Genomic DNA, 26,033 nt, shown 5'->3' on the forward strand with positions numbered 1-26,033 from the left:
CCGGACTCAAAATGAAAAAGAAAATATATCTATTTGTGCTCTTCATCCTGGCATTGAATACTAGCTGCGATGACGGCTTTTTGGACAGGGTTCCTTACGACGGCCTTTCGTCTTCTCTTATCTTTAACTCGGACGCGAGCGCCCTGATGGCCATGAACGGGGCATACAGTACACTTGCTAATCTGACTTTTGAAGCAGAATTCTACAATTACGTCACTAATTTAGGGCCGGACGGATTTGACTACAGTCGCCCGGTCTGGGGAATGAGTCACTCTCAAAGCCTGGCCACTGCCCGCGACGCACAGATTGTCGCTAATTACAGGCGATTTTATAGACCGATTATCTATGCAAACGATATTATTGCCGGAATGCAAGACAACGGGAAGGTTTCCGAAGCGTTGCGTGAGCGCATGACAGGTGAAGCTAAGTTTATCCGGGCCATTTGTTACTTCTATTTGAAAAATATGTTTGGTAAACTGGTATTACTGGACAAACCCACCCCGGTAACCGAAACTTATTTACCTCGGAGCACCGAAAATGAAATAACCGACCTTATTGTCAAAGATCTTCGTGATGCCGCTGAACGCCTGCCTGTAGCCTACTCATCTGCTTCAGATATCGGGCGGGTAACCAAGGGTGCTGCGATTGCGATGTTAGGGAAGGTTTTTCTTTTTGAGAAAAAATGGCAGGAGGCCGCGGCCGAATTTGGTAAGCTATTGCAAGCACCTTTCAGCTACCAGCTAGTAACCGATTATGGCGACAATTTTAAGACTACAACGAAGAATAATGTGGAGTCTGTTTTCGAGTTGCAGTATGTGCAGCAGGATGGCATGGGTAGCTCTTTTGACCGTTGGTATGGAAACCGGTCGGTGCAGGTTACGGGCGGAGACCGTGCCAGTATGCCTGCCCATTTACTTCATGTCTTCACAAAAAAGGACGGAAGCTCAGTAGATTTTTCTACTATGCCTGTGAGGTCGGCCTTCCCCAGCGAGGTGGCGCACGGTGCCGCTGTGACCACCTGGTATGAAAAAAGCTATGCCGATGTGGACTTGCGTTTACATAAGAGCGTTATCATGCCGGGTGCTACTTTTATAGGGGCTGGAAATATTACTTATAAGCTCTACTTCCCTTATGCGCCCTATGCGAGTGCGGTGCCTCCCGCCATAAACAGTACCAACAATTCTGACGCGAAGGTGCTCATACGAAAGTTTCTGACAATCGGCGACGAGCATACGCTTTTTCGCGAGGACTCGCAGATGAATTATCCCTTGATCCGGTTTGCCGACGTATTGTTGATGTATGCGGAGGCCTCGAATGAGGCCGAAGGTCCCGGGACGAGTGTTTACAGCGCCGTTGACCAGGTGCGGGCAAGGGCGGGGGTGGTTGGCTTGCCAGCCGGCTTGTCGAAGGAGGAGATGCGAACGGCCATCTGGCTTGAGCGTTATAAAGAGCTGCTTTTCGAAGGACACCTGTATTTTGACGTAAAGCGCTGGCGGACCGCCCATACCAATGATCCGGTTTTCGGGCTGAATCACGACGTAATGGACTACCGGTTCGTGAAGGTATTTTATAAAAAGAAATTCGCCGAAAGGGATTACCTTTGGCCGGTTCCCCAGGCCGAGATAGATCTTAACCCGCAGATTGAGCAAAATCCGGGATGGCAGTAAAATTAAGCAGATCCGGAGCCAGCTCTGAAGCAAAGCGAATACAATGAAGCGGATAGCATGCCTGATCCTGCTGGCCGCGAATGGTTTTGCCGGCCGGCCTTATGCCCAAAGTCATTCGCGGCCTAATATCATCCTGATCGTAGCCGACGACCTCGGGTACGGAGACCCCGGCTGCTATGGTGGCCGGCTGGCTCCAACTCCGCATATAGACCGGCTAGCGGCTGAGGGAATGCGGTTTACGGATGGATACGCATCGGCTGCCACCTGTGCGCCAAGCCGCCTGGGGCTCATGTCGGGAAGGTATCAGCAACGGATGGGGGCGTACAGTAATTCTACCAGCCCCCGGGCGCGTATCCCCGAAAACCATCTGCTGATGCCGCAAATGCTGCGGTCTTGCGGGTACCATACGGCACATATCGGCAAATGGCATATTAACCGCCCGACCGATAATGCATTCGATGAAGTATTCAACGAAATAAACGGGGCCGCAGATTATTTCCCAGGACCGGAGGGAAAGCTTACCGGGAAGCTGTATCAGCCGATGCAGCACGGATGGAGCCGGGAAAACGGCGTTCCCTATATGACCGATGCGCACGGAGATTCGGCCGTCCGCTTTATAAAGACCAGGGCAGGGAAAAAGGATCCTTTCTTTCTCTACCTGGCCTTCAATGCGCCCCATTCTCCCTGGCAGGCGCCGCTTGAACTGAAGAAGCGGTTCGGCGATGTCGTCCCGGAAGTGATCGGGCTTTACGCAGCCATGATTTATTCGATGGACCAGAATATCGGGAAAGTACTCAGGCAGCTTGATGAATCGGGAATGACCGAAAACACGCTGGTGTTGTTTATAAGTGATAACGGCCCGGAATGGGGGAGGAATTATCCGGCATTCAATTGGCCGGCTGACTGGGACAGCACGATTGTAGGCTCCGCTGCGCCGTTCTCCGGCAGGAAAGCGCAATTCCTGGAAGGCGGCATCAGGATTCCTTTCATCATGCGCTGGCCGGCCGTAATCAAACCGGGCCAAACCTACAAAAAGCCGGTAAGCACGCTGGATCTCTACGAAACCTTCCGGGTACAGGCAAAGGGCCGCGTTACACAAACAGATGGTGTAAACCTGCTGCCCTTCCTTACCGGGGAAATAAAAGGAGACCCGCACCCAATCCTTTTTTGGCAAGGGGGAAAAAATGCGCCGGTATACGCCCGCATGGGCGACTGGAAAATAAGGATCCCGTCAGACGAAGGTGACATACAGCTGTTTAACCTGGCCCGGGATACGGAAGAAAATCAGGATGTGGCTGATAAACATCCAGAAAAAGTAAAGGAAATGCTAACGCTTATTGATCAATGGCTGCGCGAGATAAGAAGCGCGGAATAGGGGTTGCGGATACCGGATCCCCGCAGCTGGCCTTGTCAAATCACTTCATTTTTTAACGGATAATGTTATGAAAAACCCGATGCTTTCCATTTTTGTAGCAATCATGTTTCCCATAGCCGGTTGGTGCCAGACCTTTACACCGACGCCTGAAATAGTAAACCTAGCGCTCGGCGCCAGCTTGGCCCGCTGGAAGGCCGATCCTGCCACCAACCAGGAATACCTTAGCTACGGGGCGCTCGAAAGTGCCAAAATCATGAACTACCTGGCTTTGGTGGCTTATCACGATCCCTCCAACACAACTGTAATCAACCGGCTGCTGGACCAGATCCGGAATGTCATTGCCGGCGGCAACGAGCCGACGTGCAGAGGCACGATATTGGGCTGGGCAGACAATGGCCTGGCCCAGAGCCTGGTGCTGGCCAAGCGTACGCCTACGGTCTGGAGCCAGCTCACCGAGGCCGAGGTCAATAAATGCGACTGGCTCATGCGGGCCCTAACCGTAGCCGGGAACTATATGCAAAATTATCACAACGACCCCGAGCGTTGTCTGCTGGGCGTTTTTGAAGGGAGGAAGACCCGCGCGCCCAATATCCAGGAGGGGTATGTGGGCGTTATGATCGCGGCCCATCACTATTTTGGCGGAGCTTCGGCGGTCAATTCGATGCTTGCAGACTTTGATTATGACAACTGGCTTTCTACGTTTGCGGATCTCGGCTTTACCAATATTATTTACGGATGGACCTACGCCCACGGCAATACGGCGGAAGGACGTGCCACCATGAAGCAGCTTATGGAAAACGGGGGTGTTGCTAAGCTCGGCGGCAACATCGTGGAGCCGGACGGGGTTCGCCATCCGTTTACCTTCGCCGGCTATTACGGCAGCACGCCGAGGCCTGAAATAGCATATGAGCCTTTCGGGATCTACGAGGCGCTGGCCGAGCGTATGTACCGCGGCGCGGTGCACAACAAATCAACCAGCGGGGAGGTGCACATCCTGAACAACCGGGTTTCTCCTATGACCGGGCTCATCGGTATGTGCAACGAGCTCCAGGGCAGCGACGGCTCGGGAGAACGTAGCTCGGTCCGCTACGCTTACGACGGCTGGAACAACAACATCCTGACCTACGCGACGCTGCGTGCGCTGAACCTTTGGGGCGATTCTCCCGTCCACCAGGAAATAGACCGGCGGATTAAAACCGGATCCATCGACATCCTCTATAAATACAAGGCGGGCTACCGCGGACGCTCAAACGGTGAGATCAAGGTGCATAACGAGCCTACAGGAATTACTTTAGGGTACAATTTCGTAAAGGATATCTGGATCAATTACCTGTGGGACAGGAAAGACCTGAACTTGCTGGAACTGATGTCTCCCACGCTCAGCGAGTCGTTTGACAAGCTTTCCTCCCTGACCGGTGCGTTCGGCGACGGCGGATTTACAGGCGAGCAGGATGTTGCCTGGACCTACACACAGGCCCGCAGGGACGGCTCCGCGGGCGTCAAACCCGGCGATGTCGCGTTTATAGCGCTGGCCCCCGGCAGTGCAGGATCGCTATCGACGACCCTGGCCAGGCCTGTTACCATGCTCCGCTTTAAAACGCGCAACCTGTCAGGTTCCGGCTCTCCTTCCCTGACCATCAAGCTGAACGATGATATTTTACGTACTTATGACAATTTTGGGGCAGACGAAACGGAGGTTGTAGCCATACCGGGGCTGGAGGCCGTTGTCGGTGCCCGGATCGTGATCACCAATACAGGCACGGCCGAGCTGCTGATCGATGACCTGGAGCTGGAGGAAGTTTCCGGCCTGAACGGCCCCGAAAACCTGACCGGATCATTGATCCATATGACCGACCTCACCCTTACCTGGACCGACAATGCCACCAATGAGACGGGCTTTCAATTGGAAAGGCGCAAGGTCCCCGGAGGAGCTTTCCAGGTAGTTGAAGATAACCTTCCTGCCAACACGACCAGCTACACCGACCGCGGCTTAGAGCCCGAAACGACTTATGAATACAGACTGGTGGCTTTTAATCTGGCTGGTTTATCGACGGAAGCGGTGACTACTGTCGAAACGCTTCCGTTGGTAGCGATGAAAGAGACAATACTCGACGCTGTGGCGGATGCCGACGTGCGGGCCGGGACCAGCTATATGGTCACAAATTATGGGTCAAAAAACTTTATGAATGTCCAGTGGGCCGGGGCAACCAATGCTGCTACCCGTGAGGCATTTCTGAAATTTGACCTTACCAGTATTACGACGCCGATACGGCGCGCCTCCCTGTTCCTGAATACGACAACGACCAGTTTCGGTACGACTAATCCCCTTACGGCAGTAGTGGATTTGATGCAAGACAATACCTGGCAGGAAAACACCATCACCTGGAATAACAGGCCGACTACCTCCGTGGGAACGTTGCATACCTGGGATCCGGTGGCAGGCAATAATACGGTCGATCTGTCGACGGATTTACTGGCAGGTAAAGAGGGTTTACCCCTTTCGTTGAGGATCAGCGTATTGGAGACCATCCTGTTTACCGTACTGAGCAGGGAATCCACGAATCCGGCTGTACGTCCTGCGCTGACCATCTATACCGATCGCATCCTCGCCCCTGCCAATCTTGTTGTTTCCGGCAGCGGCAGGCCGGTCCTCACCTGGACCGACAACTCTGACAACGAGACGAATTTCAGGATCCAGAGGAAAATAGTATCGGGAGGTGAGGACGCAAGAATTGCAGCGGGAGAAGTATTCGAAGAGCTGGCAACGGTGGATGCGAACAGTACCTCCTATACCGATATGACAGCGGATGAGGGGATTACCTACGCTTACCGGGTGTATGCCTTAGACGAAAGCGGCAAATCCGGTTATTCAAATATAGCCGAAGTAACGACCGTGCTCCCGGTATCTCTTGTAACTTTTAAAGCACAGAAGGGTGAAGGCAATGTCGTTCAGCTTGCCTGGACAACCAGCTCGGAACTGAACAGCAGCTATTTCGCGGTAGAGAGGAGCGCCGACGGGAAGCGATTTACGGAGATCGGGAGAGTAATGGCCGGCAAGGTATCCGAAAAGCTGAAAAATTATAAATTTGAAGACCATTCAAAGGGTTTATCCGGCGTATGCTTCTACCGCCTCCGGATGGTGGACCTGGACGGTTCTTTTGCCTACAGCCGGTTGGTGAGCGTTGGCTTTGACGCTGTGAGAGATATTCTACTGTATCCTAATCCCTCCTCCGAACTACTTTTTATTCAAATGGATGGACCCGTCGAGCAGGTTGTCTTCTATGATATCAATGGTCGTATCAGAAAGGAAGCCGGCTCCGAAACCCGCCTGGATGTTTCAGGATTACCGACGGGGATTTACAACGTCGTCATTACCCGGAACGGGAAGAGGCATAGTCTGAGGTTTTTAAAAGAATGAAACAGTAGCTATGTAGGCGACAATGCACTTTTTTTAATCCGGTGTAAGTAGTTCTGCCCTCATGACTTGTCTGGAATATCCGATGTATTTTCAAATCATGCGCATAATATCAAAAAGAAGCTTTTGCCCGACAATGAGATATTGCTTCGTCCTTCTGTGGTGGATAGGGGCGCATACAGCGACTTCCCAAAGCCTGGATACGCTGCAATTGGCAAAGCGTGTTCTCCCCGGTGCCCAGGTAGAGATCTATAAAAGTGTAGGTCCTACCGATCTGCGTGCCAGCATGGTCTTCCCGTCCGGCTATCGGCAGGGAAATGCTTACCCGGCTATGGTTTTCTTTTTCGGAGGTGGCTGGATAAGGGGGAGCGTCAATCAATTCGCGGAAGCCTGCCGCTACTTCGCCGACCGGGGAATGGTGACGATTGCGTTCGATTACAGGATCGAAGGGAGGCAGCATACCACACCGGTAGAAGCCGTGCAGGATGCCAGGTCAGCTATGCGATGGGTACGCGTAAATGCGTCGCGGCTGGGGATCCGGCCCGACAGGATCGTAGCCGCGGGCGGGTCGGCAGGCGGGCACCTTGCTTTGGCGGCAGCATTGCTGGACCAGGTCAATGAAGCCGGGGAAGACACGACGGTGAGCACGGTACCGGCCGCGCTGGTGTTATTTAACCCTGTGACCAAAACTACAGCCGGAGGCTACGGGCATGAGCGACTTGGCGATAAGGCAGAAGCACTGTCGCCCGTAGCGCATGTACGTCCCGGCGCCCCGCCTGCCATTTTGTTTCACGGTGAAGACGATACGACGGTGCCGATCGATAATGCGGAAGAATTCTGCGAGCGAATGCTGGCCGCCGGCAATAGTTGTGAATTACACCGGTTTCCCGGACAAAAACACGGTTTTTTTAATTCGAATGAAGAGGTCAGGAGACAGATTTTTAAAATGTCCGATCAGTTTCTGACCCGTCTGGGGTATTTGCAACCTCAATAACCGTCGCAATTTCTATATGAAAATACGGATCCTGCTGATCAGCTGCGTAGCCGTAGTAGGCATATTGGCTGCCATACAAACAATGCGTTTCGACGCCGACTGGCCCGAGTATTACGGCGATGGTGCCCGGAGCCATTATGCTTCGCTCGATCAAATCAACGGGGACAATGTCAGCCGGCTGAAAATTGCGTGGATTTACGAATCCGGGGGAAGCGATACAGTCCGAAACCGTACCCAGATACAATGTAACCCTATTATAATAGACGGTATCCTGTACGGCGTTTCGGCCGACATACAAGCGTTTGCTATCGAAGCGGCAACAGGCAAACCTATCTGGAAGACCAGGCTGGATGATAATAAAGGCACGACCAGCCGCGGCGTTACTTATTGGGCAGAAGGGGATGACAAGCGGATTTTTTTCGGCGCCGGACCCTGGCTGCACGCGCTTGATGCCAAAACCGGAAAACCGGTCGAAAGCTTTGGTCACGAAGGACGTATTAATCTCAAAACCGGTATCGGGCGACCGGGCGCCGATAACTATGTGACCTCGAACACTCCCAACACCATTTATAAAAACCTGATCATCGTCGGGGTTCGCGTATCGGAGAGCGAAACGGCATTGCTCGGCGATATTCGCGCCTTTGACGTACGTACCGGCGAACTCGCCTGGACTTTTCATACCATCCCTGCAAAAGGTGAGCCCGGTTACGAAACCTGGCTTCCGGAAAACCCCAGGGAAAGGATCGGCGCGGCCAATCCGTGGATGGGCATGGCGATCGATCGTCAAAGAGGGATCCTGTATGCACCAACCGGCTCGGCTGCTCCGGATTTTTACGGAGGAGACCGCAAAGGGGATAACCTGTACGCTAACTGCCTGCTGGCCCTGGATGCCGCTACAGGTAAAAAATTGTGGCATTATCAGCTCGTACGCCACGATATCTGGGATCGTGATCCGCCCGCTCCCCCAAACCTGTTGACGATCACCCGGAAAACATCCGATGGCAAGAACGAAAAAATTGATGTAGTGGCTGTGGTGACCAAGCAGGGCTTCACCTTTGTTTTTGACCGGGTAACCGGGCTTCCCGTCTTCCCGATAGAGGAAAAGCCGTTCCCGCAAACGGCAGTAGACGGCGAAGAAGCCAGCCCCGCACAACCCGTACCCCGATTGCCGGAGCCGTTTACACGACAGTCGTTTACGCCGAAAGATGTGAATGCTTTCGCCGCAGGCCGGGATTCGTTAGTGCACATAGTACAAAACACCAATACGGGCCAGCCTTACACGCCTCTCACGGATCGGGTTACCATTCTTTACCCGGGTTCTGACGGCGGCGCGCAATGGGGAGGCGCCGCCACCGATCCGGAGGGCGTCCTATACGTGCCGGCGAAAGAAATCCCTGTTTATATGTCCCTTGTACGGCGGCAGTTGTCCGCCTCCGGAAGCGCCTCTGCCGGTAAGAGTCAATACGAGTTTTATTGCGCGGCCTGTCACGGTGCCGACCTGAAGGGCAACCATGACGGATCTTATCCGTCATTATCGGAAATCCATAACCGGCTCACCCGCGACCAGGTCATACAGGTATTGCAGACGGGCAGGGGCATGATGCCTTCGTTCTCTCATATTTCAAGAGCCGAGCGCGATGCCATTGTCGGTTTCCTGTTTAATAACACGGTAGAAGAACCGGTTGAAATTTCACAAACGGTCAGGACTCCTTACCGGCATACCGGTTACAACCGGTGGTATGACCGGAATGGGTATCCGGTAAGCAGTCCTCCGTGGGGTACGCTGACCGCGATCGATCTGAATACGGGTGAGCATCGGTGGCAGATCCCGTTGGGAGAATATAGGGAGCTTACGGAAAGAGGTATTCCCCGGACAGGAACCGACAATTACGGCGGGCCAATAGTGACGGCCGGAGGTCTGGTCTTTATTGCGGCTACCCGGGATGAAAAAATCCGGGCGTTTGACCGTAAAACAGGAAGAATGCTTTGGGAGCATGCGCTGCCGGCGGCGGGTTACGCAACACCGAGTACTTATCAGGTCAATGGCAGGCAGTACATCGTGATCGCCTGCGGAGGAGGAAAGCTCAACACTAAATCGGGCGATCAATACGTGGCATTTTGCCTGGATAGCGACTAAAACAACCTAAAAGAGCAGTTGATAATTCAGATGGTTCGTCTTTTAATACTACTTATCATTGTCGCATTTTCGGCATCATTCTTCTCGGTATCCCGGGAACGCGGCGATACCGAATGGCCCGAATACCTGGGAGGCCCCGATCGCAATCACTATTCTCCCCTTACCCAAATTGATACCGGCAACGTACAGCAGCTCCGGGTTGCGTGGACATACGCCGCGCCCGATTCAGGGCAAATGCAAATGAATCCCATCACGGTGAAAGGGGTATTGTATGGCGTATCGTCGGCGCTGCAGGTATTTGCCCTGGATGCCGCTACCGGCAGGGAGCTCTGGCGGTTCGGCGATAAGATCAGATCAGGCACAAGTACCAGCCGCGGTGTGGCATACTGGACAAATGGGAGGGGTGATTCCCGTATCCTTTTTACCAGCAGGTCGTGGCTTTATGCACTGGATGCCGGAACAGGAAAGCCTGTTGCCGGTTTCGGCGATGGGGGCCGGGTTAGCCTTCGCGCCGGCCTGGGTGAGCAGGCCAGAGACAAGTTTGTTATTTCCAATACCCCCGGAACAGTCTTCGAAAACCTGATCGTGATGCCTATGCGGTTGTCGGAAGGGGCTGACGCAGCCCCCGGTTACGTGCAGGCATTCGACGTACGAACGGGCGAACTGGCCTGGGTATTCCACACCATTCCTCATCCGGGCGAATACGGCTATAAAACCTGGCCGAAGGATGCCTGGAAGAATACAGACGTCGGCGGTGCAAACAATTGGGCGGGTATGGCAATCGACCGGCGCCGGGGCATTCTTTATGTTCCTACAGGCTCGGCGGCCTATGATTTTTACGGAGGCAACCGCAAAGGCCGGAACCTTTTTGCCAATTGCCTGCTTGCGCTGGACGCACGAACAGGCAAACGGATCTGGCATTACCAGTTGGTACATCACGATATATGGGACCGGGATCTGCCGTCGCCGCCTAACCTGGTAACGGTTCGCCAAAAAGGAACCGACGGCAGACCCGTAAAAATTGACGCCGTAGCATTGACAACCAAGTCGGGGCACATCTATGTGTTTAATCGCATTACCGGCAAATCATTGTACCCGATAGAGGAAGTGCGGGTGGAAAAAAGCAGCCTGCCGGGCGAAGCGAGCTGGCCGACCCAGCCGCGGCCGCGGTTCCCGGCGCCTTTTGCCAGGCAATCGCTTACCGAAGACGACCTGAATCCGTATAGTCCTGATCTCGACTCGTTAAAAACATTGCTGAAAAGTATAAAAAAAGGGTACTACGCTCCTCCTGACAAGCAGGGGACGCTTATTTTTCCCGGCTTCGACGGAGGTGCCGAGTGGGGAGGATCGGCGGTCGATCCTGACGGGATACTGTATGTGAATGCGAACGAAATGGCCTGGATCCTGACCATGACCGATGCGCCGAAACAAAGCGAGCTGGCTCATCTCAGCACCGGAGAGCAGGTTTATGCTTTGAATTGTGCTGCGTGTCACGGCTCCGACCGGAAAGGCAATGCCCTAAGCGGCTACCCTTCACTGGCCGATATTGGTCAACGCCATGACCGGGAGTATGTCAGGCAGGTTATTAATAACGGGAAAGGTATGATGCCCGGCTTCCCGGCCTTGAAGCCTGGAGAAAAACAGGCGTTGATCTCATTTTTGTTTGGTGAAGAAAAACAGGAAGTAACAGGGAGCCCCGGGAGTGGATCATCCCGGAAACCCCAGCTCCCTTATAAAACAACGGGATATAATAAGTTCCTGGACAGCAAGGGCTACCCGGCCATTGCCCCTCCCTGGGGCACACTGGCAGCCGTTGACCTGAACTCCGGTAAGCAGCTGTGGCAGCATCCGCTCGGGGAATTTCCCGAACTGAAAGCCGCGGGCATTCCGCCTACCGGTACTGAAAACTACGGAGGACCGGTGACAACTGCTGGAGGGGTGCTGTTTATCGCTGCCACGCGCGACGGTATGTTCCGGGCTTACAACAAGCGAAACGGACAGTTACTCTGGGAAACGCAGCTACCGGCAGCCGGGTTCGCCACGCCGGGCACGTATGAAGTCAATGGAAAGCAATACGTGGTCATCGCTTGCGGCGGCACAAAACTTGGAACAAAAAAAGGCAATAAGGTAGTAGCTTTCAGTCTTCCATAATTAATAGAAAGTATTTTCTTAAAAAGCTAAATCCCCGGACTTATGAAAAATAGACTTTTAGCCATTGGCCTCCTTCTTTTTGCAGTTACTGCCCACGGGCAGCAAAACGAACGGCCCAACATCGTTTTCATCCTGGCCGACGACCTGGGCTGGATGGATCTGGGGTGTTACGGAAACCCTTTTAACGAGACGCCTAACCTGGACAAACTGGCGCAAAACGGTGTGCGCTTTACCCAGGCTTATTCGGCCTGCCCGGTTTGCTCGCCCACCAGGGCTTCGATCATGACGGGAAAATACCCGGCGCGCTTGCAATTGACCAATTATATTGCGGGTAACAGGGTAGATAAATCCTCGCCGGTGATACCCCCGAAATGGCGGGCAGAGCTTGATCCTGCAGAGGTGACCCTGGCCGAGCTGCTTAAAAGTAAGGGTTACACTACGGGAATGGTCGGTAAATGGCACCTGCATTCGAAAGAAGCAGGAAAACTTGAAATCCAGGGACCATGGGCGCAAGGCTTCGATTATAGTCGCATGATAAATAAAAACGGCCTTGACTATTACAACTACTCGATCCTGAAAGACTCGCCTCAGCAAACGGACTACGAAGATGATGGCTCCGTCTACCTGACTGACAAGCTGTCCGATTACGGCGTGGAATTTATCAGGCAAAATGCCGGTAAGCCGTTCTTTTTATACCTTGCCTATTCCGCTCCTCATGTTATGCTGGTCCCCCGTGCAGACAAATTAGCAAAGTACATGAGGAAATTCGAGCAGTTCAAAGGCATCTATAATCCTAACTACGGAGCGATGCTGGAGAGCCTGGACGACGGTGTCGGACGTATTATGCAGGCGCTCGGAGACCAGGGCCTCCTGGAAAACACCCTGGTGATCTTTACTTCCGATAACGGCGGGTTGGGTATGGTCGAGCTGGGGCCTGCTCCCACTATCAATGAACCGCTGAGGAAATGGAAAGGCCATGTTTATGAAGGCGGGATACGAGTACCAGCCTTCGTAAGCTGGGAGGGAAAATTACCAAAAGGAGTCGTATCGGATGCCTTTTACAGCAGTATAGACTACCTGCCTACCCTGTGTGAGTTGACAGGCATTACCTCATTGCCTGCAGGTGTCGACGGTAAAAGCCAGTGGTCCTTATTCCAGCAGAGGGACAAAGCCGGTGACCCGCAACGGCCGCTATTCTGGCATTATCCGCATTTTTCCAACCAGATGGGGCGTCCGGCGGGGGCAGTCCGGGTCGGCGATTTTAAGCTGGTGGAGTCGTATGAAAGCGGTAGGCTGGAGCTCTATAACCTGGCCGACGATTTGTCTGAAAAGCATGATTTGTCGGCCAGGTTTCCCGACAAAACCGGGGAGCTGCACAAACTTCTCTCCGACTGGCGCAAGGATCTGAATGCGCAGATGCCGGTACCCAATCCGGATTTCAACCGGTAAAATCCGGCATCGCAAAAATAACCGTACAAACGGATAGCAATAAAGACTCTTTAAGCGAACACAATAGTTATGAATAGCTTTTTGAAGCGCAGTTTAATGATTGGACGGGTCGGCGCCGTCGTTTTCCTGCTGACTGCGCCCGGTCAGATAACATCGGCTTACACTCAATCCGAAATGTCACCGCTCACCACTCAATATTCCAGGGAGTTTATCAGCAAAGCCATAAAATGGGACAATAGCTGGATTCAGTATCCTGCCTATCGCGACCGGTCTGCCTGGAATAAGATCCCGGAAGCAACGAAAGAAAGCCTGATACATCAAGGGGAGCAGTACCTGGATTTCGAATGGCCTCACATTAAAGCGACTGACTATCTCTTGTTTACCAGGACAGGCGACAGAGCAAAAGTAGATGATCTGAACCGGCGGCGTGACGGCGCATTGAATGCACTGATGATGGCCGAGCTGACGGAAGGAAAAGGACGCTTCCTGGATGATCTCATCAACGGCGTCTTCTCTACCTGTCAGACAACCTACTGGGGATCTTCCGCGCATTTCTACCTTTATGGGTACGAGGGGGGGCTCGATAATCCCACTACCATTCTGCCCGATATTGAAAACCCGGTTATCGATATCTTTGGTAGTAATACTGCTGCTACACTGGCCTGGATATACCACTTTTTGCACGATGAGTTCGATAAAATAAGCCCGGTTATCTCGCAAAGGATCAGGTATGAGATCAACTCCAAAATATTACAGCCCTATTACCAGAGAGACGATTTCTGGTGGCTGTTCGGGCGGAACGGAGACGGCAGGGTCAACAACTGGAATCTCTGGTGCAACCTCAACCTGCTGAATGTGATCATGCTCATGGAAGACGACCCGTCCCGAAAGCTCGAAGCCGTTTATAAGAATCTTTCTTCTGTAGATGTTTTCATCAATAATTACCCCCCTGACGGCTCCTGTAGCGAAGGACCCAGCTATTGGGGAGCGGCCGTAGGTAGACTTTTCACCTATCTTGATCTGCTTCATCGTATGTCTGACGGCAGGATCGATATCTTCAAAAACGAGAAAATCAGGGATATGGGAAGATATATTTACCGTGTTTATATCAGCAACGGAACGTACTACACCAATTATGCTGACGCACCAGCCCGGATCAGCCAGGGCCCGGAACGGATTTTCAGAATAGGGCAGCTCATTGAAGATCAGGTTATGCAGTCTTTCGGAGTCTTCCTCAAAAGCAGAAGCGGCGTGGACAGAAGGGGAGGAGCGTCTCTTGAAGATCTTTTCAGACCGGTAGACTGGGGAACGGTAAAACTGGCTGAACCGCTTATTGCCGACTATTTCTTTCCCGACTGGGACATGGCTCTTGCGAGAGACAGGCAGGGTACAAATCACGGATTTTACTTTTCTGCTAAAGGGGGTAACAATGCCGAGCAGCACAACCACAACGATGTAGGTTCGTTTATGCTCTACTACAATGGACAACCAGTGTTCTTGGATGTCGGCGTGGGAAATTATACGAAAGAGACTTTCGGAAAAGGACGATACAATATCTGGACCATGCAATCCAATTATCATAATCTTCCGGTGATAAACGGAGTCGGGCAAAAAAATGGCGGCAATTTCAAAGCCACTGATTCAAAATACACCGCTTCTTCAGCTAAAGTCTCTTTCTCTACTGATATCTCAAAGGCGTACCCGACAGAAGCAAAGGTAACTTCCTGGATCAGAAGCTATACCCTTGAACGAGGCAAAAGGTTTGTGATCAACGATCACTACCGGCTTACCGAAAATAAGGGTGGAAATACCGTCAATTTTATGACAAACCTTCTCTGCAGTCTTCACGGACCAGGCGTTGTAAAGTTGGAAGGTAAAGATTTCTTGCTGCATATGAAATATGATGCCGCTTTGCTGAAAGCCACGATCGAAGACTTTGACATTACAGATTCAAAACTCCGGGCCGGCGTTGGCGAAAAAGTCTCCCGGCTAGTTTTTGAGTTACAGGGTGATCAATTAGATGGTAATACCGAATTTGAAGTTGTTGCAAGCAAATGAAATACTTTTTTTCTCCCCCTTTTTGCTTGCTCCCGACGTTAACATGCCGGCTTCTACCGGAGATACCTTCGACCGGCGGGTAAGCAGTGTGCTTTCTCGTATTCGTCCGCCACAGTTCCTTGATTACACTGAGGAGGGAACTTTTCGTCCGCTTTTGACGGGATTACTTACGGCTGGTGGCTGTCCGCGTTACTCCCAAAGCCGATGGGCCAGGTGGTGGCGAATCGTGTTCTTGTTGGACAAAGCGACAAAGAGAACGAAGCCGAGTTGCCGGGCTATTAATAAAGAATAAGATCATTTAAATAACTTATAAAAATGCAAAGAAGAAATTTCATATCTGCAGCGCTAGCCGGTATGACCGGCTTGCCCCTGGTTTCGGGCGCTGTCATCGGCCAGACAACTTATCAGGGTACAGACAGCCTGAACGAACCGGCACGGGATATTCCTGTTGCCGGGGATTTCGATGTGGTTGTCTGCGGCGCCGGGCCTGCCGGTGTTGCCGCCGCAATAGAAGCGGGAAGAACCGGAGCCAAAACATTGCTACTGGAAGTACACGGCTGCCTGGGCGGCGTCTGGACTTCCGGAAACCTGACATGGATCCTGGACAACAAAAACAAGTCCGGTATAGTGGAAGAGATCAAAAATGAATTACGACAACGGGGTGGGAGCGCTACCGTACCTACCGGTAACTCGTTTTCGTTTGATGCGGAGCACATGAAATTACTTTTGGAGGAAATGTGCCTTAAAGCAGGAGTCACGATCAGATTGTTTACGCGGCTGGTCTCTACTGCTGGTAAAGACGGAAGGCTTACGCACGTGGTCACAGAATCGAAATCTGGAAGAGAGGCGTGGGCAGGAAAAATTTTTATCGACTGTAGTGGCGACGGAGACCTGGCGGCGCGCGCAGGATGCGGTTTTGATTACGGTGACAGCGCCGGACAGGGACAACCCATGAGCATGCTCTGTCTGATAACCGGAGTGCATTACCAGGAAATAAAGGAATTTATCCGGGACGAAGCAGATAGCAAGTCCGGGTCACAGTCCAAGAAACGACTGGAAAAGGCCATCATACAAGGCGGGCATACACCTTCTTATGCCAGGCCGAGTATCCACCCGATATTTGACGACCTCCATATGCTGATGGCCAATCATGAATATGGTTTCAAGGGAACGGATGCCTTCCAGGTTACAGAGGCTACACTTAGGGGAAGGGCAGAAGTCCATAAAATTATTAATAGTCTCAGATCGCTGGGAGGGAGCTGGAAAAACCTGCGACTTGTTTCCACCGCCGAGCAGATAGGCGTACGGGAAAGCAGGAGGATTCATGGTTTGCATACCGTTTCCCGGGAAGATCTGATCAAGGGAGCCCGCTATCACGACGCAGTATGCAGGGTGACTTTCGGAGTAGATGTACATTCGGTCGAGAGGTCTCACGAAAATACAACCAACTATAACAGAGGTATTCCCAGTAAGCCGTACGATATACCCCTGAGGGCGTTGATTGCAAAAGACGTCAAAGGGCTCATGATGGCCGGAAGATGTATCAGCGGAGATTTCGTGGCGCATTCCAGCTACCGTGTTACGGGGAATGCGGCAATTATGGGGCAGGCTGCCGGCAGGGTAGCAGCGATTGCGGCACAAAGGAGTCTTCTCCCGCAGGAGGTGAGGTGGACGGACGTCAACTGGTCAGTCAACTAACGGATTTGTCACTCAGCAAGGGATCAGTTGGGCTTTCCTGCAGCTGTTTCAGCCGGACAGCGGGTTGCAGTGGCGCCCGGCCCCGGGTGCCACTGCCGTACGTTTTGGATCAGCCGGTATTCGTTATTATAGTGGGCACCGTGGGTAAGCCAGGCCCCTGTACCGCCCGCTCCGGGTAGAAGCCGGGTACGGCCACCCAGGGAACTGGCCGCTTTTACTTGCGTTGATTGAGAATCCGGGACTCTATTGCCTTCAGAAAGGCTTTGCGGTAAGCTTCTCCGATGGGTAACCGGTGAGCGCCCACCTGAATTTCGTTGCCCTCCACCATCGTAATTTTGTGGATTGGCACCAGATACGAATGATGCGTTCGAATGAAATGAGAGCTCGGTAATTTCTCCTCTAGGTCCTTTAACGTCGAGAGCGTGATGATACGGCCGGTCGGCAGGCAAAAGGAAACATAATTACCCAAGCCCTCGATGTAGTCAATCTCCGGCAGGGAAATGCGAACGATCTTACCCCGTGTCTCCGTTTTGACAAACAGGAAATCATTGTCGGGAGGCGGCCTGTCGAGCCCCGCAACCGGCATGGGTACGGTGGCTGTACTTTGCCGGTCCATCGCTTTCTGCACGGCGCTTAAAAATCTCTCGAAGCGAACAGGTTTCAGCAGGTAGTCGACTACACTGAATTCATAACCCTCCAGAGCGTATTCCGAATAGGCTGTGGTAAGGATAACGGGTACCTTGCCGCCCAACAGTTTTAGAAACTGCATGCCGTCCAATTCCGGCATGTGAATGTCCAGAAACAACAGGTCAATGCGGTGCTTTTGGACATACTGAAAGGCTTCGAGAGGACTCGTCGTAGACCACTTCACATGCAGCAGGGGTATTTTATCAATGTGCAATTTCAACAAATCGATCGCATGCTGCTCATCATCCACTATTAAACAGTTTATCATCAGTTAAGAGTTAAGTGAAGGGATACCCGGTAATCGTCCCGTCCGTTTTCGATGACTAAAGTGTGGGCCTTTGGATAAGCCAGCTCCAGCCGGTTGCGGACATTTGGTAGTCCAATCCCACTGGATCGTTCCTTGCGGCCGCTGCTCTTCCGGTTGCTCACCGAAAAAAAGAGCTCTGTGGCATTTACCTGCAGTTGGATGCAAAGCGGGTGATCGGGATCATCGAGCCGGCCGTGCTTAAAGGCGTTTTCTACAAAGGTAATCAGCAGTAACGGCATAATCGAATAGCCATTCAGACTACCACCCACCTCGAATTTGATGTGCAGACGGTGCTCAAAACGAAACTGGTGAATCTGGATGAAGTTCCGCAGGTGAGCCACTTCCCTGGACAAATCCACCTGTCCGTTCTCGCCGGCTTCCTCCAGCGAATAGCGCATCATATCGGAAAGATCGGCGATAGCCTCCGACAATTCCCGGGACAGGGGCAAGGCTTTAGTATAGAGAAAGCTCAGGGTATTGTAGAGAAAATGGGGGTTGATCTGATTTTTGAGTGAGGCCAGCCGGGCATTAAGCACCGCTTTTTCTAGCAACTGCTGGTTTTGTTCGATCTCATGGTTGCGGCGGGCATACCAGTAGGCAAAGCTGATCCCAATAAACATCAGGTTGAGCCGGAACTGGTTCCAGAACGTAATGCTCGAAAAGGAATCATCGAGCAGATGCTGACCGCTCATGTGGTTGGCCAGCTGGGCCAGCCAAAATCGTAACCCCACGGCCATAAGACTGACCAAGCTCAACCCGATAATGAGCGCGCCATAGCGTTTTTGGGGCAAATAAAACGGAAATAACCAACCGATTGCGGCATAAAAAATGGCGATTACCGGCAAAAAGCTCGCTCCACTTTTCGCCAGAAAATCCGCATCCAGCTCATCTGCCCCGAAGGCGATGACCAGCACGTAAGCCAGCCATCCGAGTACGTGGGTAAGGATTCTGTTTTTATACTTTGTCATACCGGCACAAAGATAGCCATGGGCCAACGAACCTGCTTCTGATCAGCTGCTTATTACACCATCGGACTACCTGGCAGGATAGACGCCAGCCTAACATGGATAGTTCCGTTTATCCCGTCAAATACGGGACTTGTCCGTATAGCTCAGGCATCGGTCAAATAAGTTTGCATGGCTGAAACCGGTGGCCCATATTTGGTTCTTCTTAACATCAAGGATCAAACCACCTGTTAATAATGAATCACAGAAACGTCTTCCGAATGCTTTTGTTTCTGGCCTTGGTTCCCCTGGCCGGCTACAAGACTATTGACGGTACTAATCAGGCATTGACCGGCCCTGTCACGGCTAATGTCCGCCAATGGGAACAGTTGCTCCAGGAGGCGACTCAGGTCATCCCGGCCGGTTCGTCGGTAGCAGGCGTGTTTGGGGCAACCAGCCCGTGCGGGGCAGCAGTCCGACCTTTGCACGGCGTTGCGGCAGCAGGCCCCTGTGACCTGCTCAACTGGCGACTGACACTTTACGAAGATACTCAGACTCACTTGCCGACGGTCTTCACTTTAGCCAGCGAGTCCATGTATTTTGTCGATAACCGCACCATCCGAACGACGGGTAAACGTTTGGTTACGGGTAGGTGGAGTCGTAACCAGGAGCGAACGTCAACCCGCGTTTCCACCGTCTACCACCTTCAGGGGACTCAGCAGGGTGCGTTCTTGGCATTGAGGCTGATTCATCCGGCGCTGCTGCATCCAACGGGACCAGACGGCACGCTGCTGGTTGGAACGGCCGGCGCGAGCTATACCCTCAGTAAATTAAAAGAACTATGAAAGCCATCCTGTTGCTGATTGCACTGTCTTATTGCTGCTTTTCATCGACTCAGTCCGTCGATCCGCCTTTCCGTCCGGCCACTACCGCATTACCGCTTTCCGTAGCGGACATACCCACCGGGCCAACGGTAGCGGGCGTCTTCGATGGGCGAACGCCCTGCCAAGAGATCGCCCAGGCCCTGAATCGGCCTGTGAGCTCGGATTGCTTTAAATTGAAATGGCGATTGGTGCTTTATCAACATCCACAAACCAGAACTCACACTACCTACCGGCTGGAAGGGACGCTGTATCGGCAGCGGGTCCGGGAAGGTAGCTGGACCCAGAAAACCGGAACAAAAACTGACTCGACGGCAACTGTATATCAGCTGGACCTCAATGACCCGAACCAATCCGTATACCTGATGAAAGGCGACGAAAATGTTCTTTTTTTTCTGGGGAAAGACCGTGATTTGCTTATCGGCAACGCGGACTTTGGCTATACGCTCAACAGGATCAGCCCAAAGAAGTAGTTAGTGGCATCAGTCTAAAAGAATGTGTCATGAAAATGGAGGATGAGTTGTGTAACTTATGCAGCCATAGCAGGGTACCGCCGCGCCGTTGTTTCCTTTTTTTTCCTGCGGCATGACACTCTCGCCAGCTACGCTGTGAAGTATGCCCTATTTTTAATATTTTAAGCTCCTTATTCATTCTGAGAACTCGGATTTATGCCTAAATTAGATTCACAGACATGGCATATGCCAGGAGCCCGGCCGTGTTTAGGCTATTGGTCCTTCGCATCATATTTTTTCGGTGGGTATTAATCGTATGCAGACTAAGGTTCAGTTTACCCGCGATTTGTTTGCTGCCATATCCCTCGGCAATAAAACGAAGGATCTGAATTTCCCGTTTGCTTAGCAGCTTGTCTTCATCGATGTCCGGATGGAATTCTTTGTAACTCACAGTTTTCCAGTCGTGCAGTTCCTGGTCGTAGACATCAATCTGCTGGAAGATTTTGGCTTTTGAAACTCCCTCCACCCAGTTAACGACACCATAATACCCAAGTGGCAATCCTGCGGAGTCTTTGTGCGTGATGCCATGCTGCTGGGAGAGATAACGAAGCTTTCCGTTGGCGTCGACCAAGGGGAGCCCCATACGGAATCTGACCGAACCTTCCTCAAGCTCCCGGTTTTCCTTCAGAAATTGAAATTGATCAGCCATCACTACACGGCATATCTCGTTGGGGACTTTCAAACGTGTCGCAATAAACTCTGCTCCGCCCTCTTTAAGTGCTTCCACGGCATGTCCTAAAGTACGGGATGTTCCCCTGCTCAGGAAAGGATATTCGGCGGAGGGAGCGTCGATGACAAAAGTCATATGTCCCCATCGGTCGATAAAGTCAGAATACCGGTGCAGGTTTTCAATGAAAAGCCCATAGTCTTTTGAAGGTTGCATGCTCACCGAAGTCGACTTCAGGTACTCGAGGAAAGTAGGGGTTTGCATACCAATGTTATTAAGAGGTGAGTTAAATAGAATGGTTCAAGAACGGGACTGGTCAGGATTCGTATACGTCTACTGTAAATATACCTAGAAATGAGTATTGACGATGAGCCTGACGGTGTTTTTCTTTGTGAAAGAATTGTAGCCCAGTAGTAATCGGGTTATAGAAGGAAAATCCGGACCGATTAATACTATACGCAACTCTCGTATATAGATAGCGACCACCTCTTTACCCGCGGAATTACCATGAAAGCGAATGTTATTGTCGCTGCAGGAATTTTTTTGTTCAGTCTCTGGGCTATTCGTTCACCGGCGCAGGTTATATCGCTGTCCCAGATTAAAAGCGCCGACGGTCCGAATTGCTTCATCAGCCCGGAAGCAATTACCCGGAAGAATAGTAAAACCTCCCGACTGCTCGCGGAAAGCCCGGTCGTCAGAGCAGCTTACATCATTCCGGCCAATCGTACGGCCCAACCCCACGCGCCGGAAAAAATCCAGGCGCTCCTTAACCAGGCCCAGGCGTACTACAGGGAACAAATGGAAATGAATGGTTTCGGGGATAAAACGTTCCGTTATGAAAAAGACCCTGGCACGGGAAAACCCGTTGTTCACCTGATCAACAGCCGCCGTGACGATGCTTATTTCAGGGGTGATGCCGGAAGCGGCAATAACTATAATGTCTACGCCCGGAATATCGAAGCTGCTCAGGAAGCCGGATTCAGCATTTTTGCTGCCAACGAAGTCTGGTTGTTGATTTCGGAGTCCCATCTGATGAATCCTGATGGCACCTACATCGGGGACGTGGGCCTTGGAGCTTCTTTCGGCTCTGCAAATGATGGCGGAGTTGCCGTGCTCGGCAGCAATTATCTGCCCTTCCTTGACAAACTGACCGATGCTGGGCCTTACGACGGCCAGGTCGTACCGGAATTCGGCCCGTATCCAATCAAAAAAAACGTCACCTTCGGGTCGTCGATCGGGACCACGTTCAGCAATCTCGCCTCCAACTACGTGGGCGCGGCTATCCACGAGCTCGGACACGCCTTTGGCTTGCCGCACGACACCCGCAATCATGCGTTCGGGCAGGGAAATCTGATGGGGGCCGGTTATGTCTACGCAAGAGGGGCCTTGTTTCCTTCTGTTTTTACATCAGAATACATGCGGCTGGAATACGCGGCAGCCCTTTACCTCAATACCAGCCACTACTTCAATCCAAATAAAATAAGGAATCAGGCGCCTTCCCTATCCGTCCGTTCCGACGGCGCCATTTCCAACGGCCTGCTCAACATTTCATTCGATGCGACAGATGCGGACGGTCTGGCTTCCGCGTTTCTGCTGTTCAATGGCGAACGTGTCGGCGAGTTACCGTTAGACGGAACCAGCGTTTCAACCCGGTTTGCAACTCCTTTCGTTGCTTCAGGTACGAAAGAATACACTGTTTCCGTTCTTGACAATCAAGGAAACAGAACCGACGCCACGTTATCTGTTACAGCCCTCCGGTCCGGGAATAACGAGGCCCCCAAACCCAAAATAGGCGTTTTTAAACCGGTTTCACTCGCAGATGCACAGGTTCTGTTAAAATCGGCTGCTGCTTCAGACGGCAACGATGCGATTACCGCGCTGCAGGTCCGGTGGGATTTAAACAACGACAGCACTTTTGATACAGAATGGATACGTGCCGACCGGGATTACGTCACCACTTTTCCTAAGACGGGGAACTATCGGGTGCGCGCTCAATTCAAAGATCCGGATCAGGCTGTGGTTACCTCAGCTCCTTTAGCGGTAAATATAAGAGAGCACTATACGGACGATTTTCCATGTACGGGAGCTATTTCGTACAGCAAAGGGTGTTCCGGTTTCAGCATAGGGCTTAATGGCGTCACTGTCGGCGAAACAATTTTAAGCGCCTCTTCCGGTTGCAGCGCCAACGGGTATCAATTGTTTAATGCATCGGTAAAAAATCTTGTCCCTGGCAATAATTACCCATTTTCACTTTCGCTCCTTTCCGGAACCAATCCGGTTCAGGCTGCAATATGGATCGATTTTGATGGTAACGGAAGCTTCAGCTCGTCCGAAAAGGTTTTTTATACGATTCAAGGATCTACCGGGCCAATTACCGGCTCCTTTTCAATACCTGCCGATGCCGTGCATCGTTCCAATGCCAGGATGCGTGTCGTAACCAATTATGGTTCGCCTCCTGATCTTCCCTGCGGGTCTTATGAATATGGCGAAACGGAGGATTACGCGATAACGATTACAAATTGTGATCCGAACCTTTCCGTTGGCGACATTACGTCATTTCCGCCGACTTCCTGCCTGGCATCCGATGGTAAAATCCGTATCAACGTTCCGTTTACGGATGGTACGCCGTTAACGCTTTATTTTGAACAGGAGGGCGTGGAACAAACCAAAGTGCTAACTGTAACGGACGGCCATCTTGAGATGACCGGACTGACGGCGGGGAGTTACCCATTGGTAGGGCTGGCCTATAAAAGCTGCCCGTTATTCATTAATAAGACTGTATCGCTGACGGCGCCGGTACCGGACATCGGAATCGTTGTTTCCGGTGCCACTTCTTTTTGTCCCGGCGATGGAGTTACTATTTCCGTAAACACCTCTGAAGGCTCCTTCCAGAGTTTTCAATGGAAAAAGGACGGCGCCCCGGTCCCCGGCGCTACGGGACGGGAATACCGGGCCACCGAACCCGGAGCGTACACGCTTGCCGCCCGGACCGGGACTTGTACTGCGTCTTCGCCGGAAGTAACGCTCATTTACAAAAAGACCAAACCTGAAATTCACATTGTCGATGGAAATACGCTCTCCAGCTCCGAAAGCAGCGCCGGGTACCAGTGGTATATAAACGGCATCTTAATTCAAGGTGCAACCAGTAGGAGTTACCAGCCTTCCAAGCCAGGGCAATATCACGTGAAAGGTAGCCCGGAAGGATGCGTTTCCGAGATGTCTAACGAGTTCGAGTGGATTATCCTTTCGACAGAACCGTCTTCTCTGCTCAACGGTTATGAGCTGACCGTTTTCCCTAACCCCGCGAAAACCGAATTTTTTATTGAGTTGAAGGTCGATAAGGCATCTGAAGCTATATTTCAGCTTATAGACTTAAACGGCAGAAAAGTATTACCCGAAGCGAGATTAAATGCTGCAGTCGATCATCGGATATTTTTTGATACATCGCCCCTAAATCCGGGAATTTATTTGATAGAGATCCGGTTTGATAAGCATCATATTTTTAAAAAAATCACGCTAATGTAACCAGTTGTATTTAGAATTTTTAAAAGAAAATAGCGTCTATGATTTTCTAATTAACAGGCAGTAATAGAGGGGGAAAATCAGATAGTGACTTTAATTTACTACGTTGTTTTTTTTTGCGAATTTGTTGCAGATGATTAATAAAACTTCGTAATTAATAAACAGATAAAATGATGAAAAAGCTCTTATACGTACTTCAGATTGCTATTCTTGCGAGCTTCGAAGCTAATGTACTGGCGCAAACGCCGTCTGTTACAATGACAAATAATATAGCCTTCTATAACGGAACGACAAGCACTTATAGCTGCGAAATAGATCCCAGCCAAGTTTATTGGATTAATGGAACTTATACGCCGGGAAAGCTTTGGGCAGGCGACGGCGGAGTATTATCCAACGATTTGTATTTGATAAACGGCCGGCCCGCCTATAAGATGAGGAATGCGCTAGGCGGAGAAGGATATAAAGTTTTTAACGGGAATTGCCTCTACGGTGGTGGCGACCTGATGTTATGGTGGAACGGCTATCGATGGGTACTCGGCTATCGCGGACAGACAGGGCCGAATACGTTCGATTTTAACATAGCACTTTATAACGGTGTCAACACCGTTGCTCCCCCCTGCGAAGGCTGGGCGGGAGGCGGGCGTCTTACAGGCAATTGCCAACCTTATACCATACAGCTTACCGGTCCACAGGGAGGGCCGGCGGTTGACACCAGGAAAACCAGGAGCGGAGGCGTAGTAAATGATAAAAACGCATACGAAATTCCTCTGTATAACAACACCGGTTATGTTTACATCTATTGGGATGGGTTAAAATGGATCATGAAGACCATTTTAACCCCTGGCTCAAACGGCCGCATCGCTGACGAGGAGCTATCGGTCAATACTGGGGATAACGGGGCGAATCCGCCGTGCACCGGGTGGTCTAATGGTTATGAGTTGGGTGGTGGCATTTGCGAAGGCGGGGAAGCGGGGATACAATTACCGGTCAATCTTATTTCATTTGAGGCAAACGCCGGATCTGGTAACGTTGTCAGGCTAAACTGGTCAACTGCGGGGGAGCATAATTTTGAGTATTTTAGTGTGGAGCGAAGCCACGACGTCAAAAAGTTTGAAGAACTTGCGCGAATAATTGCAAAAGGAGATTCGTACGAAATCAAATCGTATATTCACACTGACGAAACACCTCTCCGGGGCCGGAGTTTTTACCGGCTTCGCCAGGTGGATCTGGATGGTAGCCATACCTATTCTCCTATAGTAAGCGTGCGTACCTCAAGTACAGACGTACCTTATCCCAATCCAACATCGGATGGAGTAATTTATATGGAAGTGGAAGAAAATGCCATATTGAATCTCACAGATATGGACGGTAGGGATATTCCTTTCACAAAGCGGTCTTTAAACGGAAAGATCGCCGAAATACGCCCAATCAGAAGTTTGATTCCGGGAATATATATAATATCACATAACGGAATAGGTAGCAGAATAGTTGTAGAATGAGGGGGCTTAAAAAAACACGGTATTGCCTCGGAATTTGGATGGTATAGATCATGTAAGTATCTGAAATAAA

At 51.5% G+C, this 26,033-nt stretch carries 16 protein-coding genes; 13 read left to right on the top strand and 3 right to left on the bottom strand.

Features of this window, described 5'->3' with window-relative positions; genetic code table 11:
- Positions 1-11: 11 nt before the first annotated feature.
- The 9 genes from ABD852_RS19330 to ABD852_RS19370 all read left to right on the top strand — a co-directional run bounded on the left by ABD852_RS19330 (position 12) and on the right by ABD852_RS19370 (position 16,944).
- Positions 12-1,667 (top strand): RagB/SusD family nutrient uptake outer membrane protein, encoded by a 1,656-nt coding sequence (locus ABD852_RS19330; RefSeq protein ID WP_345031909.1) that lies wholly within the window; start codon positions 12-14, stop codon positions 1,665-1,667.
- Between the two features lie 43 nt (positions 1,668-1,710).
- Positions 1,711-3,042, top strand: a complete 1,332-nt coding sequence (locus ABD852_RS19335; RefSeq protein ID WP_345031912.1) for a sulfatase family protein — start codon at positions 1,711-1,713, stop codon at positions 3,040-3,042.
- 67 nt (positions 3,043-3,109) lie between these two features.
- Entirely contained in the window at positions 3,110-6,460 is a 3,351-nt protein-coding gene (locus ABD852_RS19340) for a CBM96 family carbohydrate-binding protein (protein WP_345031914.1), read from the top strand.
- A 133-nt stretch (positions 6,461-6,593) separates the two neighbouring features.
- Entirely contained in the window at positions 6,594-7,451 is an 858-nt protein-coding gene (locus tag ABD852_RS19345) for an alpha/beta hydrolase (protein ID WP_345031917.1), read from the top strand.
- A 16-nt stretch (positions 7,452-7,467) separates the two neighbouring features.
- On the top strand, positions 7,468-9,588 hold the full coding sequence (locus ABD852_RS19350; RefSeq protein ID WP_345031919.1) for an outer membrane protein assembly factor BamB family protein: 2,121 nt from the start codon (positions 7,468-7,470) through the stop codon (positions 9,586-9,588).
- A gap of 30 nt (positions 9,589-9,618) precedes the next feature.
- Positions 9,619-11,739 (top strand): outer membrane protein assembly factor BamB family protein, encoded by a 2,121-nt coding sequence (locus tag ABD852_RS19355; RefSeq protein ID WP_345031921.1) that lies wholly within the window; start codon positions 9,619-9,621, stop codon positions 11,737-11,739.
- 42 nt (positions 11,740-11,781) lie between these two features.
- Entirely contained in the window at positions 11,782-13,188 is a 1,407-nt protein-coding gene (locus ABD852_RS19360; protein ID WP_345031923.1) for a sulfatase, read from the top strand.
- 69 nt (positions 13,189-13,257) lie between these two features.
- Complete coding sequence (locus tag ABD852_RS19365) at positions 13,258-15,246, top strand: heparinase II/III domain-containing protein (RefSeq protein ID WP_345031925.1); 1,989 nt, start codon at positions 13,258-13,260, stop codon at positions 15,244-15,246.
- A 315-nt stretch (positions 15,247-15,561) separates the two neighbouring features.
- Positions 15,562-16,944 (top strand): FAD-dependent oxidoreductase, encoded by a 1,383-nt coding sequence (locus ABD852_RS19370; RefSeq protein ID WP_345031928.1) that lies wholly within the window; start codon positions 15,562-15,564, stop codon positions 16,942-16,944.
- Positions 16,945-17,158: 214 nt separating this feature from the next.
- On the opposite strand, the gene ABD852_RS19375 is transcribed toward ABD852_RS19370, so the two are convergent.
- Both ABD852_RS19375 and ABD852_RS19380 read right to left on the bottom strand, forming a co-directional pair.
- Positions 17,159-17,899 (bottom strand): LytR/AlgR family response regulator transcription factor, encoded by a 741-nt coding sequence (locus tag ABD852_RS19375; RefSeq protein WP_345031930.1) that lies wholly within the window; start codon positions 17,897-17,899, stop codon positions 17,159-17,161.
- Positions 17,899-18,906, bottom strand: a complete 1,008-nt coding sequence (locus ABD852_RS19380; protein WP_345031932.1) for a sensor histidine kinase — start codon at positions 18,904-18,906, stop codon at positions 17,899-17,901. The genes ABD852_RS19375 and ABD852_RS19380 overlap by 1 nt, the downstream gene beginning before the upstream one ends.
- A gap of 233 nt (positions 18,907-19,139) precedes the next feature.
- Here ABD852_RS19380 and ABD852_RS19385 point away from each other — a divergent pair, with 233 nt between their 5' ends.
- Both ABD852_RS19385 and ABD852_RS19390 read left to right on the top strand, forming a co-directional pair.
- The gene (locus ABD852_RS19385) at positions 19,140-19,727 is read left to right on the top strand and encodes a hypothetical protein (protein ID WP_345031934.1); all 588 of its coding nucleotides are present in this window, start codon (positions 19,140-19,142) and stop codon (positions 19,725-19,727) included.
- Entirely contained in the window at positions 19,724-20,236 is a 513-nt protein-coding gene (locus ABD852_RS19390; RefSeq protein WP_345031935.1) for a hypothetical protein, read from the top strand. The genes ABD852_RS19385 and ABD852_RS19390 overlap by 4 nt, the downstream gene beginning before the upstream one ends.
- A gap of 199 nt (positions 20,237-20,435) precedes the next feature.
- Here ABD852_RS19390 and ABD852_RS19395 read toward each other — a convergent pair whose 3' ends face one another.
- Positions 20,436-21,206 (bottom strand): response regulator transcription factor, encoded by a 771-nt coding sequence (locus ABD852_RS19395; RefSeq protein ID WP_345031936.1) that lies wholly within the window; start codon positions 21,204-21,206, stop codon positions 20,436-20,438.
- A 243-nt stretch (positions 21,207-21,449) separates the two neighbouring features.
- On the opposite strand from ABD852_RS19395, the gene ABD852_RS19400 reads away from it, so the two are divergent.
- Positions 21,450-24,467, top strand: coding sequence for a GEVED domain-containing protein (locus ABD852_RS19400; protein ID WP_345031938.1), 3,018 nt, complete (start codon positions 21,450-21,452; stop codon positions 24,465-24,467).
- A gap of 170 nt (positions 24,468-24,637) precedes the next feature.
- Entirely contained in the window at positions 24,638-25,963 is a 1,326-nt protein-coding gene (locus ABD852_RS19405; protein WP_345031939.1) for a T9SS type A sorting domain-containing protein, read from the top strand.
- Positions 25,964-26,033: the final 70 nt, after the last annotated feature.

This window comes from Ravibacter arvi (assembly GCF_039540405.1).
GTDB classification, from domain to species: Bacteria; Bacteroidota; Bacteroidia; order Cytophagales; family Spirosomataceae; genus Ravibacter; species Ravibacter arvi.

Coding starts and splice junctions, on each gene's coding strand:
- ABD852_RS19330 (WP_345031909.1), top strand. CDS start 12: ATGAAAAAGAAAATATATCTATTTGTGCTCTTCATCCTGGCATTGAAT.
- ABD852_RS19335 (WP_345031912.1), top strand. CDS start 1,711: ATGAAGCGGATAGCATGCCTGATCCTGCTGGCCGCGAATGGTTTTGCC.
- ABD852_RS19340 (WP_345031914.1), top strand. CDS start 3,110: ATGAAAAACCCGATGCTTTCCATTTTTGTAGCAATCATGTTTCCCATA.
- ABD852_RS19345 (WP_345031917.1), top strand. CDS start 6,594: ATGAGATATTGCTTCGTCCTTCTGTGGTGGATAGGGGCGCATACAGCG.
- ABD852_RS19350 (WP_345031919.1), top strand. CDS start 7,468: ATGAAAATACGGATCCTGCTGATCAGCTGCGTAGCCGTAGTAGGCATA.
- ABD852_RS19355 (WP_345031921.1), top strand. CDS start 9,619: ATGGTTCGTCTTTTAATACTACTTATCATTGTCGCATTTTCGGCATCA.
- ABD852_RS19360 (WP_345031923.1), top strand. CDS start 11,782: ATGAAAAATAGACTTTTAGCCATTGGCCTCCTTCTTTTTGCAGTTACT.
- ABD852_RS19365 (WP_345031925.1), top strand. CDS start 13,258: ATGAATAGCTTTTTGAAGCGCAGTTTAATGATTGGACGGGTCGGCGCC.
- ABD852_RS19370 (WP_345031928.1), top strand. CDS start 15,562: ATGCAAAGAAGAAATTTCATATCTGCAGCGCTAGCCGGTATGACCGGC.
- ABD852_RS19375 (WP_345031930.1), bottom strand. CDS start 17,899: ATGATAAACTGTTTAATAGTGGATGATGAGCAGCATGCGATCGATTTG.
- ABD852_RS19380 (WP_345031932.1), bottom strand. CDS start 18,906: ATGACAAAGTATAAAAACAGAATCCTTACCCACGTACTCGGATGGCTG.
- ABD852_RS19385 (WP_345031934.1), top strand. CDS start 19,140: ATGAATCACAGAAACGTCTTCCGAATGCTTTTGTTTCTGGCCTTGGTT.
- ABD852_RS19390 (WP_345031935.1), top strand. CDS start 19,724: ATGAAAGCCATCCTGTTGCTGATTGCACTGTCTTATTGCTGCTTTTCA.
- ABD852_RS19395 (WP_345031936.1), bottom strand. CDS start 21,206: ATGCAAACCCCTACTTTCCTCGAGTACCTGAAGTCGACTTCGGTGAGC.
- ABD852_RS19400 (WP_345031938.1), top strand. CDS start 21,450: ATGAAAGCGAATGTTATTGTCGCTGCAGGAATTTTTTTGTTCAGTCTC.
- ABD852_RS19405 (WP_345031939.1), top strand. CDS start 24,638: ATGAAAAAGCTCTTATACGTACTTCAGATTGCTATTCTTGCGAGCTTC.